Annotated in this window: 17 protein-coding genes; 14 read left to right on the forward strand and 3 right to left on the reverse strand. The window is 47.1% G+C overall.

Going from position 1 to position 12,953, the window contains the following annotated elements; translation table 11 throughout:
• The first annotated feature begins 9 nt into the window (after nt 1-9).
• From EV210_RS13950 to EV210_RS13965, 4 genes are all read left to right on the forward strand, one after another.
• Nucleotides 10-1,896 carry an ABC-F family ATP-binding cassette domain-containing protein gene (locus EV210_RS13950; RefSeq protein WP_132081725.1) on the forward strand — a complete coding sequence of 629 codons (1,887 nt, stop codon included), beginning with the start codon at nt 10-12 and terminating at the stop codon, nt 1,894-1,896.
• 188 nt (nt 1,897-2,084) lie between these two features.
• Complete coding sequence (locus EV210_RS13955) at nt 2,085-2,309, forward strand: DUF1659 domain-containing protein (RefSeq protein WP_132081728.1); 225 nt, start codon at nt 2,085-2,087, stop codon at nt 2,307-2,309.
• Nucleotides 2,310-2,348: 39 nt separating this feature from the next.
• The gene (locus EV210_RS13960) at nt 2,349-2,561 is read left to right on the forward strand and encodes a DUF2922 domain-containing protein (protein ID WP_132081731.1); all 213 of its coding nucleotides are present in this window, start codon (nt 2,349-2,351) and stop codon (nt 2,559-2,561) included.
• 26 nt (nt 2,562-2,587) lie between these two features.
• A complete protein-coding gene (locus EV210_RS13965; protein ID WP_132081734.1) occupies nt 2,588-2,731 on the forward strand; it encodes a YvrJ family protein in 144 nt (47 codons plus the stop codon).
• A gap of 47 nt (nt 2,732-2,778) precedes the next feature.
• On the opposite strand, the gene EV210_RS13970 is transcribed toward EV210_RS13965, so the two are convergent.
• Together EV210_RS13970 and EV210_RS22680 are read right to left on the reverse strand one after the other, a co-directional pair.
• A complete protein-coding gene (locus EV210_RS13970; RefSeq protein ID WP_132081737.1) occupies nt 2,779-3,237 on the reverse strand; it encodes a DUF2730 family protein in 459 nt (152 codons plus the stop codon).
• 26 nt (nt 3,238-3,263) lie between these two features.
• Nucleotides 3,264-3,407, reverse strand: coding sequence for a hypothetical protein (locus tag EV210_RS22680; protein WP_165898904.1), 144 nt, complete (start codon nt 3,405-3,407; stop codon nt 3,264-3,266).
• A 174-nt stretch (nt 3,408-3,581) separates the two neighbouring features.
• Here EV210_RS22680 and recD2 point away from each other — a divergent pair, with 174 nt between their 5' ends.
• Complete coding sequence (gene recD2 / locus EV210_RS13975) at nt 3,582-5,741, forward strand: SF1B family DNA helicase RecD2 (RefSeq protein ID WP_132081739.1); 2,160 nt, start codon at nt 3,582-3,584, stop codon at nt 5,739-5,741.
• On the forward strand, nt 5,735-6,394 hold the full coding sequence (locus tag EV210_RS13980) for a ComF family protein (RefSeq protein ID WP_132081741.1): 660 nt from the start codon (nt 5,735-5,737) through the stop codon (nt 6,392-6,394). Before recD2 ends, EV210_RS13980 begins: the two co-directional genes overlap by 7 nt.
• A gap of 83 nt (nt 6,395-6,477) precedes the next feature.
• On the opposite strand, the gene EV210_RS13985 is transcribed toward EV210_RS13980, so the two are convergent.
• A complete protein-coding gene (locus EV210_RS13985) occupies nt 6,478-7,074 on the reverse strand; it encodes an HD-GYP domain-containing protein (protein WP_243650557.1) in 597 nt (198 codons plus the stop codon).
• A 242-nt stretch (nt 7,075-7,316) separates the two neighbouring features.
• Here EV210_RS13985 and EV210_RS13990 point away from each other — a divergent pair, with 242 nt between their 5' ends.
• From EV210_RS13990 to csrA, 8 genes are all read left to right on the forward strand, one after another.
• On the forward strand, nt 7,317-7,709 hold the full coding sequence (locus tag EV210_RS13990; protein ID WP_132081745.1) for a flagellar protein: 393 nt from the start codon (nt 7,317-7,319) through the stop codon (nt 7,707-7,709).
• A gap of 282 nt (nt 7,710-7,991) precedes the next feature.
• Entirely contained in the window at nt 7,992-8,270 is a 279-nt protein-coding gene (gene flgM / locus EV210_RS13995; RefSeq protein WP_132081747.1) for a flagellar biosynthesis anti-sigma factor FlgM, read from the forward strand.
• 33 nt (nt 8,271-8,303) lie between these two features.
• Nucleotides 8,304-8,792 carry a flagellar protein FlgN gene (locus tag EV210_RS14000; protein WP_132081749.1) on the forward strand — a complete coding sequence of 163 codons (489 nt, stop codon included), beginning with the start codon at nt 8,304-8,306 and terminating at the stop codon, nt 8,790-8,792.
• 23 nt (nt 8,793-8,815) lie between these two features.
• A complete protein-coding gene (flgK, locus tag EV210_RS14005; protein ID WP_132081751.1) occupies nt 8,816-10,318 on the forward strand; it encodes a flagellar hook-associated protein FlgK in 1,503 nt (500 codons plus the stop codon).
• A 39-nt stretch (nt 10,319-10,357) separates the two neighbouring features.
• A complete protein-coding gene (flgL, locus tag EV210_RS14010) occupies nt 10,358-11,320 on the forward strand; it encodes a flagellar hook-associated protein FlgL (RefSeq protein ID WP_132081753.1) in 963 nt (320 codons plus the stop codon).
• Between the two features lie 3 nt (nt 11,321-11,323).
• A complete protein-coding gene (locus tag EV210_RS14015; protein WP_132081755.1) occupies nt 11,324-11,893 on the forward strand; it encodes a DUF6470 family protein in 570 nt (189 codons plus the stop codon).
• 314 nt (nt 11,894-12,207) lie between these two features.
• Nucleotides 12,208-12,666 (forward strand): flagellar assembly protein FliW, encoded by a 459-nt coding sequence (fliW, locus tag EV210_RS14020; RefSeq protein WP_132081758.1) that lies wholly within the window; start codon nt 12,208-12,210, stop codon nt 12,664-12,666.
• A 1-nt stretch (nt 12,667) separates the two neighbouring features.
• A complete protein-coding gene (gene csrA / locus EV210_RS14025) occupies nt 12,668-12,898 on the forward strand; it encodes a carbon storage regulator CsrA (protein ID WP_132081761.1) in 231 nt (76 codons plus the stop codon).
• Nucleotides 12,899-12,953 lie beyond the last annotated feature (55 nt).

Raw genomic sequence — 12,953 nt, forward strand, 5'->3', positions numbered from 1 at the left:
AACAGCAATATGGGGATTTTACGAGTAACAGACCTGACAAAATCGTTTGGAATTGAAACAGTGTTTACCAGTATCAGCTTTGAACTGCGCCGGGGAGATAAGCTTGGGCTGATTGGAGCCAATGGAGCAGGCAAGTCGACCCTGATGCGCTGTATGCTGGGCCTGGAGGCGGCCGATAGCGGCCGGGTTGGCATTGAGGAAGGCGAAACAATCGGTTACGTGGAGCAGGACGCTTCCCTGGGACAAGGGACGTTGTATGATGAGCTGAGCTCCGCCTGGCAGGATGTCATTCAGTGGCAGCGGGACATGTCCAGGCTGGAAAAACAGATCGCCGAAGTGCAGGAGCATGACCGGCAGCAAGAACTGATCAGGCAGTATGGCCGGATTACCGAAAGGTTTGAGCGAGGCGGCGGCTATGAATATGAGAATATCATCCGCCGTGTTGCCAGCGGACTCGGCTTTACCGGCAATGATCTGGAACGGCCGATCAGCGCTTTTTCCGGTGGACAGAAAACGCGAATCAGCCTGGCTAAAGCCTTAGCGAGGCGGCCGGATTTTCTCTTTTTGGACGAGCCTACCAATCACCTGGATATTACCATGGTGGAGTGGCTGGAAGAGTATCTGAGGGACTATAGTGGCGGTGTGCTGATCATTTCCCATGACCGGTATTTTCTTGACCAGGTAGCGACAGGCATATTGGAACTGGAGCAGCACCAGATCGCGGAATACAGGGGCAATTACACCCGCTATCTTGTCCAGAAAGCGGAAAGAGTGGCTTCCCAGGCAGCAGCCTATGAAAAACAGCAGGAGTATATTGCGAAAACGGAAGCATATATTGACCGCTTCCGGGCAGGCATCAAGTCCAAGCAGGCCAGGGGCCGCCAGTCGCAGCTCAACCGTCTGGAACGGCTGGCTGCGCCTGTACAGGCGGATACGCTTACCTTTAACTTTTCTGCGCTTAGTGAGTGTGCCGACCGGGTTGCTGAGCTTGATAAGGTCACGGCCGGTTATAAAGAGACAACTGTTTTTTCCGGTCTGTCACTGCTCATACGCAAAGCGGAAGGAGTTGCGCTGATTGGCCCCAACGGGGCAGGCAAAACAACGCTGCTCAAGCTGTTGACAGGTGATCTGGTGCCCAAGGCCGGCAAGGTCAGATTAGGCAGCCGCGTTAAGATTGGCTATTTTGCCCAGGAGCATGAGAACCTGAATGCAGCTAACCGGATGCTGGATGAAATCATGCAGGAATTCGGTCTGGGCGAAGAACGGGCCCGTACCTTGTTAGGCTCATTTCTGTTTACCGGCGATGATGTCTACAAAGTGATTGGTACGTTAAGCGGTGGGGAAAAAGCCCGCCTGGCGCTGCTCAAGCTGATGATGACAGGTGCTAACTTTTTGATTCTGGATGAACCGACCAACCATTTGGACATTCCGGCCAAAGAAGCGGTGGAAGAAGCGATCATGGCATTTCCCGGTACATTTCTGACCGTTTCCCATGACCGGTATTTCCTGGATAAGGTAGCAGACCGGATTATTGAATTGTCGGACGGGAAGCTGACCGACTATGTGGGCAACTACAGTTATTATCGCGATAAGAAAGCTGCCAGTCCGGTTACGGCCCCTGCTAAAGCAGAAAAGCCTGCTGCAAAAGCTGCAGAAAATATATCCTCAGGAACGGCGAAGTCGCGCAAAGTGGACAATACCCGCCTGATTGAGAAGCTGGAGCTGGAGATAACAGAGCTGGAAATTATGGTTAAGGTGGCTGAGCGCCAACTGAATGATCCTGCCAGTCATGCCGATCTGGAGGCCAGCCGGGCGCTAGCGGAAGAATATGCTGCAACAAAAGAAAAACTGGGCAGCAAATATGATAAGTGGCTGGAATTAACCAGCGAAGAGTAAAAGAGATTCTCTAATATAAGAGGGATGACTCAACCGGATTCAAGCCGTGTTGAGTCATCCCTCTTTTTGTTTTCCCCCTGTGCCTTTTAGCAGTGAGCTGGCCTGACTCATTCCTGTACCTGCTTTTCCCCGGTCTTTGTGCTTGTGCAATGCCCCATGGTAAAGTAGCAGTGAAAGGAGGTGAGAATATGGCAGTAACGAAGGTTTCCCAAAACGGCAAACTGGTAGTCAAGGTAGAAACAGGTGTTAATGCTTCGGGCAACCCCACATACCGGCTGCGGTCTTTTCAGAACGTTAAACCCGGAGCAGCAGATGCAGATGTCTATGCGGTTGCCCAGGCGCTGGTCAATCTCCAGCAGCATACTGTAGTTAATGTAGCTCGTATGGAAGAAGGCAATCTCGTCAATCAATAACTCCAGCAAACACATTTAGTAAGAAAGGAGGCGTAGCTAATGGCCAAAACCTTGCAGATGGTATTTCGTGATGCGGCCGGTAAAGAATGCACGTTGTCTTTGGTTGATCCTAAGGCGGATCTGACTCTGGCACAGGTGAATGAGGCTATGACGGAAATTGTCAGCCGCAATATCTTTACTAGCAAAAATGGTGATTATGTGCAAATTGCGGATGCCCGTATACTAAGTCGTGATACGGTCACTTTGGCGTAACCCGTTAGTCAAGGAGGCTGCAGTGAATGGAACAATTGCTGACTTATGCCGCGAATTACGGCTTTCCAATGGTGATTTCTCTCTTTTTGCTCCTGCGCATCGAAACAAAGCTGGAGCAGCTAACGAATAGTATCAGTGAATTAGCCAAAGTAATCGCAACAAAAGGATAACAAAAAAACAGCCGGATAGGAGTTTATGCTCCTGTCCGGCTGTTTGACTATTTCACGGCTTTTAGCTGAACAATATCCGTCCAGTTCTTGGCGGTAATGGCTTCAATGGCATTAATATCACTGCGCAGTCCTTTGACCTCGCCTTCCAGACGTGCTGTGGTAATGATGAGATTGGAGAGCTCAGCTTTTTGCACTTGACTCTGATGCTCCAGTGCCCGGAGAATGGAAGTATTTTCTTCCAGTTGACCCTTTACATCCGTCATATCGGACTTGAGTCCGGAGACGTCGGTCTTTAAGGTTAAGACATCGGACTTTAGTGTAGAAACGTCGGACTTCAGTGTAGAAACGTCGGATTTCAGTGTGGAGACATCAGACTTCAAGGTGGAGACATCAGACTTCAGTTCTGACACGTCAATTTGTATGGTAGCAATTGCTTTACCTTGTGAGTCTAGCCGCCCAATAATTTCTTTTTGACCATCAACCAACTGTTGTAACAGTTCATCCATCTGTTCGATCTCCTTTCTTTTCTCCGTTACCTTATCAGTTTAACCGCTAAGGCTGCAAAAAACACCACAAAACAGCTGGCTGCAAAATGAAAGATGTACTCCGTAATCCGGACACCTTTATTAACAGCACGATGCTTGTAATAATGATAGGTATACATATCCTCTTTCACCGGTAGCGACCTCCACGTTTTCATGCAAGTTACTGTAACTTTTACGATATAATTGTCAAAATCCCTGCATGCCGGAAAAATAAATTTTTGCAGGATTTCTTAAGAATTACTGCGAATAATACAAACAAATGTTTGACCGGTTAGCAACGGTCTGTATGGAATTGGAGTCGGCTTGTGGAAACCATTCGCGGCATCGTAGAAAATATAGTATTTCAAAATGAAACGAATACCTTTGTTGTATTTCGCCTCCGCCCCCAGAGCAGTGCAGGTGCAGCTGTTGTGGTGGGCAGTATTGGCGCGCCCTTGTTGGGAGAAGAAGTGGAGCTTAGCGGTGAGTGGGTAGAACATGCCCGCTTTGGGCGGCAGTTTAAAGCTGAAACCTGCCGTCGGCTTGCGGTTACAACCGAAAAAGGGATTGAACGGTTCTTAGCATCAGGGATTATTAAAGGGATCGGACCCTCACTGGCAGCCAAACTGGTTGGGGCATTCGGTGCCCGGACACTGGAGATCCTGGAGTTTTCGCCGCATCGTCTCACTGACGTAGAGGGAATAGGTGCCAAAAAGGCCGAGGCTATACGTCTGGCTTTTGCTTCGCAAACCGAATTGCGGGATGTCATGCTGTTTTTAGAGCTGCATGGAGTTTCCGGTGCTTACGGTGCAAGAATTGTTGCTGCTTATGGGGCGATGGCCCTTGATATTCTGCGGGAAAACCCTTACCGCCTGGCAGCTGATGTCGATGGAATCGGCTTTCGTACTGCCGATCAGATTGCTCAGTCGCTGGGCCTTGAGCGGGATCATCCCCAGCGGCTAACCGCAGGTATTCACTATGCGTTGCTGCAAATTGCCCAGTCAGGTCATTGCTGTGTGCCCGAGGGCGTACTAGTCGAAGAAGCGGCTAAGCTGCTTGTGGTTGATGCTCTGGAAGTGGGGGTCATTCTCCGGCGGATGATCACCACAGGTCAGTTGATGACAGAAGAACATGCAGGCCTGGAATTGGTTTATCCTGCTTATCTGTATTATGCTGAGAAGAAAGTCGCCGAACGATTGCTGGAAATACGGGATCAGGCGAAACCGGTTAACAGTCTTGATCATGAGGGTGCAGTTGCTCACTGGGAGCAGGCGGCTCACGTCCAGCTAGCCGAGGCTCAGCGGCAGGCTCTTGTTTCGGCGTTATCGCACGGGGTATTGGTGCTCACCGGTGGACCGGGTACAGGGAAAACGACTACCGTCCGGGGCATCTTAGCTGTACTGGAGGACCAAGGATTTAAAATTGTGCTGGGCGCTCCTACCGGACGAGCGGCCAAGCGCCTCAGTGAGGCAACGGGACGGGAGGCGGCTACCATTCACCGGCTGCTAGAGGCAGGCGGCGGAAAGGAAGGGGCGCCGGTCTTCTCCCGCAATGAAGAAAATACGGTCGATGCCGATGTCCTGATTGTTGATGAAGTCTCGATGATGGATATTAACCTGACGAACTTTCTATTGCGGGCAGTACCTGATGGCTGTCGTGTCATTCTCGTGGGCGATGTCGATCAGCTGCCGGCCGTGGGACCTGGTTCGGTTCTGAAGGATATTATCCGCTCCCAGGCAGTGCCGGTGGTGCGTTTGACCGAAGTTTTCCGCCAGGCTGGTGAAAGCATTATTGTGCACAATGCGCACCGGATTAACCGGGGTTTAAAGCCTGACTACAATGTAAATCAGGATTTTTGGTTTTATGAATTTGGCGACAGCCAGTCGGCTGCCAATGCTATTGTGGACTTATGTGTTAATCAGCTGCCTGGCGACGGTTATGCAGTGACGAGTGATATACAGGTCCTGTCCCCAATGCACCGTCATGACTGCGGTGTGGAGAATTTAAACAGTCTGCTGCAGCAGGCTATTAATCCTGCCCAGCCTGACAAACCGGAAATTAGTACGGCTAAATTTACGTTCCGGCAGGGTGATAAAGTCATGCAGATGAAAAATAATTATGCCAAGGGAGTCTTTAATGGCGACATTGGCTTGATTACCGCCATTGATAACGGTCTGGTTTTTGTCCGTTATCCGGATAACGCGATTATCTATGAAAGCAATGAAGTAGATGAGCTTCACCTGGCATACGCCATGAGTGTGCATAAAAGCCAGGGCAGTGAATATCCCGTTGTGGTCATGCCGCTTACTGATAATCATTATGTCATGCTGCAGCGTAATCTTTTATATACAGCAGTGACGCGTGCTAAGGAGCGGGTGATTCTGGTAGGTACGAAGGCGGCACTCAATACGGCACTGTCGAATGACCGCACCAAACGGCGCTATACGCTGCTGGCTGAAAGGCTGCGAGGAGAAAACGTATGCTAAGGTCCATTTGGTCAGGATTGCTGGATTTGCTTTTTCCACCCTGCTGTCCCGGCTGCCGCAAGGCAGTTACTGTTCAGGGAGAATGGTGCAGGGCTTGTCTTACCATGGTGTGGGCCCCACGGGAGCTGAATTTAGCCAGTCACGGCGTTACGGCATTGGATGCCTGTTTTGTGGTCTGTAACTATACGGCAGGAGTGCAAAGGCTGGTCAGGGACATGAAATTCCGTAAAGGCCGCCGTTATGGCTGTCATTTAACCTGGCTGCTAAATCAGGTTCACGTCTTTAGCCGCCTTGGTCCAATTGACAGTGTCATTCCGGTTCCCTTATCGCCCGAACGCTTAAAAGTCAGGGGTTATAACCAAACAGAAGTGATTTTTCGTCCATGGGCCCAGGCGCGACAACTGCCATGGTGTAATAGTTTGCGCAGGCTGAAAGCAACCTTACCCCAGTGGGAGCTAACCTTGGCAGAGCGGCGCAAAAATATAAAAGGCGCGTTTCATGTAACGCGCCCCGAGATCGTGCAAGATAAGCAAATTTTGTTAGTAGATGACTTGTTCACAACTGGAACAACCATGAACGAATGTGCAAAAGTATTAAAGAAAGCCGGAGCGAAAAGAGTAGTCGGATTGGCCATCGCCAGCGGAGCTCAGTAGCGCACTTTGCTGATTGCAGTTGGTTGTCATTGCGAGGAGTGCAACGACGTGGCAATCTCATTTTTTAGTGCTAAGCATCTCTGTTAACCAAGGGCTTCGACAAAAGCCCTAACCACATCCGGGTCCAGTACCATGCCGGACAAAATGAAGAGTTCTTTTACCGCTTCTTCTTTGGTTTTGGTCCAGTTTTGGGTACAGGGATTGATAAACCGGTCATAATAGTTGGCTACGGCAATAATCCGGGCTCCTAAGGGGATATTTACCCCTTTCAGCCTTTTGGGGTAGCCCATGCCGTCCCACCGCTCGTGGTGATAGCGGATATAGGGAATAAGCTCCTGACAGCCAGGGATATTTTCCAGCATATAGCTGCCGGCATTGCAATGATTTTTGAAGACACTTAACTCACGGGTCGACAAGTAAGGCATCTTAGCCAGTATGGCGTTTGGTACTGTAAGATGGCCAATATCGTGCAGCATAGCAGCCTGGCGGATCCGTTCGATTTCCTCACGGGGCAGGCGCATCTTAGCAGCCGTACTTACCGCATAGTTAGCCACTTGCTGACTATGCAGATACAGCTTGTAATCTTTTAGTTTGAGTAAGTGCATTAAATTGGCGATAATTTCCTGCGTGCTTTCGATATCGCCGGAATAAGTATCAGGCGTTTGCATTAATGTTAACATAACCAAGCTAAACTGCCTTTCATAATGAATTGATAGATACACGAATAGAAGTACTTTGTTAAATTAGCTAAAAAGTAACATTATCCTGCAGGAAACGAAAAAAAATGTCTATTTCCCAGGAAATGAGTCTTTGGGCCTATAGGAAAAATGACTAATGAAAGCGAAAAAAGTAGTAACCAGTAAATAGGACTTATAGTATAATTAGGTTAGAAATTTGGGTTAGTAGGAAGGAGAAATTAGCAATGGGACTTACAAATTGTTCCGGCTGCGGCAAATTAATGTTGGATAATCCGAGAGGGATTTGCCCTGATTGCTATGCGCAGGAAGAACAGGACGAATTGGCAATTGTTGAGTTTCTGCGGGAAAAGAAGCGGTCTTCGGTTGAAGATATCCATAAGGCTACCGGCGTTAAATATAAAACAATTATGCGGATGATTCAGGAAAAACGGATTTTAAGTGACATGGAGATAACCTATCCCTGTGAAAGCTGCGGCACACCGATTCTGCAAGGCCGGCTGTGCGCAAGCTGTAACAAAGGGATTCTAGACCAGCTCATGAAAAGCGAGCAAACACGGCAGGCCCCGGACATGCTGCCTAAGCAGACCGGGATGCATACGAACTTCTTTAAGAAGTAATCCAATTCTCTCTGTCATTGTTAGGTACATAGCTTAACAGTATCATCACATGATACTGTTCCCGCTGTCATTGCGAGGAGCATAGCGACGCGGCATTCTCATTTTTTTCCACTGTATCTGCTGCGAAATGAATACAGCTGTTAAGCAGCGATATCTAGAGCAATCAGGCGGTAACGAACGATAAATATTCTAAATGAACTGTGGCGGGGATTAATGTCCCTGCCGTTTTTGTCGATACTACATATGAGTGAATTCGGCTTTATTGCTGTGAGGTGTGGGTACATGATAATTTCAGGTAAAAATGTTCAAAATATCGCGAAGCTGTACGGCGAGCAAACAAAAGTGTCCAAAACGGGGAAAACAGCAGCGAATACTCCGGTGCAAAAACAAGATGAGGTGATTTTGTCGTCTCAGGCCCAGGGGTTTGGTCCATTGCTGCAAAAATTGCAAAATATGCCGGAAGTTCGTCAAGAACGGGTTGCCGAATTATCGGAAAGCATCACATCAGGTAAATACCAGGTAGCTGCTAAAGATATTGCCGAAAAAATGCTTGGTCGTTAAAGGAAGCATTAGCTTATTGAAAGAGGTACGAATATGTGGGATAGACTCATTGCTCTTTTAGCCGAACTATCGCAACTGTGCCAGGGGTTGCTTGAACTGAGCAAGCAAAAACGCGAATTTCTCATTGCCGGTCAGGCGCAAAAGCTTGAGGCGGTAACCCGTCAGGAAGAAGTGCTGATTTTGCGAATTGGCAAGCTGGAAGTCCTGCGCGAAAAAGTTTTGCAGGAAATTGCTGCTGCCCATCAGCTGAATACACAGGGACTGACGATCTCACAGCTCAGGCAACTGGCAGATGATGAGAACGCCAATAAAATAAAAGAGTTTGAACAAGTATTTTCGGGCATAACGAACGAACTTGTGCCGCTGAATCAGTTGAATACGCAGCTCATTCAGCAATCACTCAATTTCGTTAACTATAATATTAACCTGCTAGCACAGACCCAGACAGGTCCAACATACGCAGCTAAGGGCAGTTCCGGGCAAAACCAGCCGTCAAGGAACTTTTTAGATGCAAAAGTATAAACAAAAATATTGGAGTTGGTATCATGCGCTCAACCTTTGCCGGTTTTAATACAGTCGTACGCGGAATTTTTGCACAGCAAGCATCCTTGGATACGGTAGGACATAACATTGCCAATGCCAATACCGATGGATATTCACGGCAAAATGTTAACTTAAGCACAACACGGCCGGAAGTGGTTTATGGCGGTGCTGCCGGTAAAATGCAGCTGGGTACTGGTGTAACGGCCCAGTCAGTCACGCGGGCACGGGACAGCTTTATCGACAGTCAGATGTGGAAAGAATCCGGTACACTTGGCTATGGGCAGATGACCTATGATACGCTCAGCCGGATTGAGGGGATATTTAAAGATACGGCTGAAACGGGGATGCAGGCAGTATTAAATAAGTTTTGGAGTGCCTGGCAGACTTTGAGTACCAAAGCTTCCGATGAGGGGACACGTACGGCACTAAGGCAGCGCGGGGTAGAAATGGTGGATACCATCCAGCATTCTTCTCAGCAGCTCAAAGATGTTGTGGGAGATTTAAATTCCGTTATTGAAATAAAAGTAAATAAAGCCAACCAGATTAATTCAGAGATTTTAAGCCTTAATAAGCAAATTATGACCATTGAAGCTGGCGGCAAGGATAACGCCAATGATTTGCGGGACCGTCGCGATTTGCTGGTGGACCAGCTGTCTGGCCTGATGAAGGTTCAGGTGAGCGAAGATAAAAATGGCAGCTATACCATCCAATCTAACGGAGTGCCGCTGGTTAGTGCTACCAGCTATACCGAACTGGCTGTACGGGCGGATCAGACATCGCCGCTGGTAACAACCTATGGTACGCCTGCTTATGAAGTTATCGTCAAAGAAACAGGAGAAAACGTAAAATTAGGCAAGGGTGAAATCCAGGGGATGATTGATTCCCGGGACGATGAAACTTATGGGATTAAGGGCTATTTGGATCAGCTCAATACCATGAGTAAATTCTTGCTGACAGATTTTAACGAAATTCACCGTGCCGGATATGGCTTGGATGCCAGTGCACCCGATAATACGGGCAATAATTTCTTTGGTGCCGATACCGGTGTAATTGGTACTCCGGCAAACGGCAATTGGATTGATGGTCTGAAAGTCAGCTCGGCCTTATTCGCGACCAGTCCCAATAATGGGCTGAATAAGATTGCGGCTAAAGCAAAAGCCACCGACGGCGATGGCAGCGGCGACTGGGCTGTCAAAATGTCGGAAGCGCTCAAAACTACGAAATTCAGTTTGCTGAATAATAGCACACTTGATGGTTATTACAATTCACTGGTAGGGGCAATGGGGGTTCAAACCCAAAGCGCGAAAAGTCTTACCGAGAATCAGAAGGTTCTGGTCAATCAGGTGAATAACTGGCGGATGTCTATCTCGGGGGTCAATATGGACGAAGAAATGACCAATATGATTCGCTTCCAAAAAGGCTATAACGCTGCGTCGCGGATAATGACGACAATGGATGAAATGCTGGACAAGCTGATCAACGGGACCGGCGTAGTCGGCAGATAGTGGTAACTTTTTTAAACTCTATTGTGAGGTGAGTTCCTAGTGCGTGTAACCAATAATATGATAACAGGCAACTATTTATATAGTCTTAATAAGTCGCTGGAACGGCAGAATACAATTCAGGAACAATTATCTGACGGCAAGGCAATTCACCGGGCATCCGATGATCCGATTAAAGCGATTCGCTCGCTCCGCTTCAATACCAGTATTGGTGGAAATGAGCAGTATACACAAAACTTGAAGGATGCTGTATCGTGGATGGATACTACCGATGGTGCATTGCAGGATATCAGCAGCATTACCATTCGGGCTAAAGAGTTGGCAATCAAAGCGGTTTCGCCAAATCCAACTGAGGCATTTAAGGCGATTGCCAATGAAATTGATGGTATTATTAACCAGCTGGTTCAAATCGGAAATTCAAAGCTGGGTGACCGGTATGTCTTTTCCGGACAGAAAGATAAGACTGAACCGTTTACCACTGTAAAGGATGCGGTAGGCAAAGTTACGCATGTTGTTTATAATGGTGACAACAATAAGCTGTCTATGGTAATTCAGCCTGGCTTGGCAGATGCCAATAAAGATAGTGTTAATCTGACTGGAACAGAAGTTTTTGGGCCAGAGATAACAAAACCTGACGGTAGTAAGACAGTGACAATGTTTGACAACCTGATTGCTTTACGGGACGAACTAATGAAAGAGCCACCAGACCTGACAAAGATATCCGGTGAACCTGCGGCTTCGACCATTCAAGGGAAAATGGATGCTGACCGCAATGCTATGCTGCTGCAGCAGACCTATATTGGAGCCCGGATGTCTACGTATGAGATGTCGCTGAACTTATTGCAAAATAATAACACGATTATTAGTGCTGACTTGGCCGCCAATGAGGATCTTGACATCCCTAAAGCGATCATTGATGCTAAATCGGCTGAAAATGTCTACAATATGGCATTAGCTGTTGGTGCCCGTATTATGCCGATGTCGCTTGTAGACTTCTTGAAGTAAGCCATGGCAATTTCGAATATTCGTCTTAACATGGAAAGTCAGCCTGTAAAAGCAGAACTGGATATTCAAAAAACTGTTTTCAATCTCAGCACAACTCCGGCCGTACTTTCGATTGATACAGAACCGGCCGTAGTAGAAATTACCAGTCGTCCCTATGGTACATTGGAAATTGATCAGTCGCCCTGCCGGGCTTCTATGGGAATCAAGGATTTGGAAACAATGTCCCGTGAGACTGCTGAAAAGGGAAAGCAGGCAGTACTGGAATATATGGCCAATCATGCTCAGATCGGTGACCGTATGGCTAAGATAAAAGAAGATATCATAGTTAATATTGCAGCTGAATCAACAGTCCAACCGATCCCCAGTATTTCCTGGGGGTGGAAGGACTCGCCAATCATTCGATATACAGCAAATCCGGTCAAATACAATCCACAGCCAGCTAAGCTCGATATATCTTCGGAGCGGGGCACAGTGGATATTGACTACCGGGAAGGAAAAGTGGGATTGCGAATGACTCAATATCCCAGTATCCGCTTCTGGACAACCGGCGGTAATGTAGATATTACAAAGTAGATAAGCGCTTGGAGCTCCCAAGCGCTCTTATTATGCCTATATACTGCTTAACTTAGCTTACTGTCATTGCGAGGAACGCAGTGGCGCGGCAATCTCATTATGCCTGTATGTTGCTTCACTTAACTTCTTGTCATTGCGAGGAACGTAGTGACGTGGCAATCTCATTATGCTTGTATACTGCCGCCTCAAAGATGAGATATAATATAAATACAATGATTATATGTTACTTTTACTTAGCTTACTGTTATTGAGAGGAACGCAGCGACATGGCAATCTCATCTTTTTATCTAAAAATAAACAAAAGAGGTGCAATAATGAAAATCCTATCCACTCGTTTTGGTGAACTAGAAATCTCAAGTGAAAATATTCTACACTTCGAGCAGGGAATCCCAGGTTTTCCTGATGAAAATGAATTTGCTTTTTTACCGTATGAGACAGGCAGTCCTTTTGGTTTTCTTCAATCTACACATGACGCAGATCTGACCTTCTTAATTGTTGAGCCGTTTTCATTCCTACCAGAATATACTTTCGAACTTTCCGATGAGTGGAGTAAAGAAATTGGCATATCAGCAGAGAATCCGCCTCAAATCTTCAATATCGTATCCATCAAGGAGCCATTGCAGCAGTCTACTGTCAATCTCCTTGCCCCGGTTGTCGTCAATTGGCGGGATCGTAAAGCCAAACAAATTATTCTCGAAAAAGTAGAATATACAACCAAACAGTTGTTATTTCCTAATGGTCTGCCGGATCAGAAGACCCAAGGGGGTAAATAATATGCTGGCTTTAACCCGACGCGTTGGAGAACGTATTGTTATTGGCGATAATGTAGTGGTAACTATTGTTGATATTAAAGGCGACAGTATCCGTCTTGCTATTGATGCACCAAGAGAAATAAAGATATACCGGGGAGAAATATTTGATGCCATAGCAGCGGAAAATAAAGAAGCTGCAGTGCCGCAGATACCGGCAGCTTTAGATGCTTTAAAAGGATTTCACAAAAAATAGGTTATCGTTAGGAATTATTAAAATTTCCTTTAGTTTTATTAACTTGAGGCGAACT

Origin of the sequence: Anaerospora hongkongensis (assembly GCF_004339805.1) — a bacterium.
Lineage (GTDB): Bacteria > Bacillota > Negativicutes > Sporomusales > DSM-15969 > Anaerospora > Anaerospora hongkongensis.

What these genes read in the sequence shown, in the direction of transcription:
- EV210_RS13950 (WP_132081725.1), top strand. Translation starts at nt 10, where the DNA reads ATGGGGATTTTACGAGTAACAGACCTGACAAAATCGTTTGGAATTGAA.
- EV210_RS13955 (WP_132081728.1), top strand. Translation starts at nt 2,085, where the DNA reads ATGGCAGTAACGAAGGTTTCCCAAAACGGCAAACTGGTAGTCAAGGTA.
- EV210_RS13960 (WP_132081731.1), top strand. Translation starts at nt 2,349, where the DNA reads ATGGCCAAAACCTTGCAGATGGTATTTCGTGATGCGGCCGGTAAAGAA.
- EV210_RS13965 (WP_132081734.1), top strand. Translation starts at nt 2,588, where the DNA reads ATGGAACAATTGCTGACTTATGCCGCGAATTACGGCTTTCCAATGGTG.
- EV210_RS13970 (WP_132081737.1), bottom strand. Translation starts at nt 3,237, where the DNA reads ATGGATGAACTGTTACAACAGTTGGTTGATGGTCAAAAAGAAATTATT.
- EV210_RS13980 (WP_132081741.1), top strand. Translation starts at nt 5,735, where the DNA reads ATGCTAAGGTCCATTTGGTCAGGATTGCTGGATTTGCTTTTTCCACCC.
- EV210_RS13985 (WP_243650557.1), bottom strand. Translation starts at nt 7,074, where the DNA reads ATGTTAACATTAATGCAAACGCCTGATACTTATTCCGGCGATATCGAA.
- EV210_RS13990 (WP_132081745.1), top strand. Translation starts at nt 7,317, where the DNA reads ATGGGACTTACAAATTGTTCCGGCTGCGGCAAATTAATGTTGGATAAT.
- flgM (WP_132081747.1), top strand. Translation starts at nt 7,992, where the DNA reads ATGATAATTTCAGGTAAAAATGTTCAAAATATCGCGAAGCTGTACGGC.
- EV210_RS14000 (WP_132081749.1), top strand. Translation starts at nt 8,304, where the DNA reads ATGTGGGATAGACTCATTGCTCTTTTAGCCGAACTATCGCAACTGTGC.
- flgK (WP_132081751.1), top strand. Translation starts at nt 8,816, where the DNA reads ATGCGCTCAACCTTTGCCGGTTTTAATACAGTCGTACGCGGAATTTTT.
- EV210_RS14015 (WP_132081755.1), top strand. Translation starts at nt 11,324, where the DNA reads ATGGCAATTTCGAATATTCGTCTTAACATGGAAAGTCAGCCTGTAAAA.
- fliW (WP_132081758.1), top strand. Translation starts at nt 12,208, where the DNA reads ATGAAAATCCTATCCACTCGTTTTGGTGAACTAGAAATCTCAAGTGAA.
- csrA (WP_132081761.1), top strand. Translation starts at nt 12,668, where the DNA reads ATGCTGGCTTTAACCCGACGCGTTGGAGAACGTATTGTTATTGGCGAT.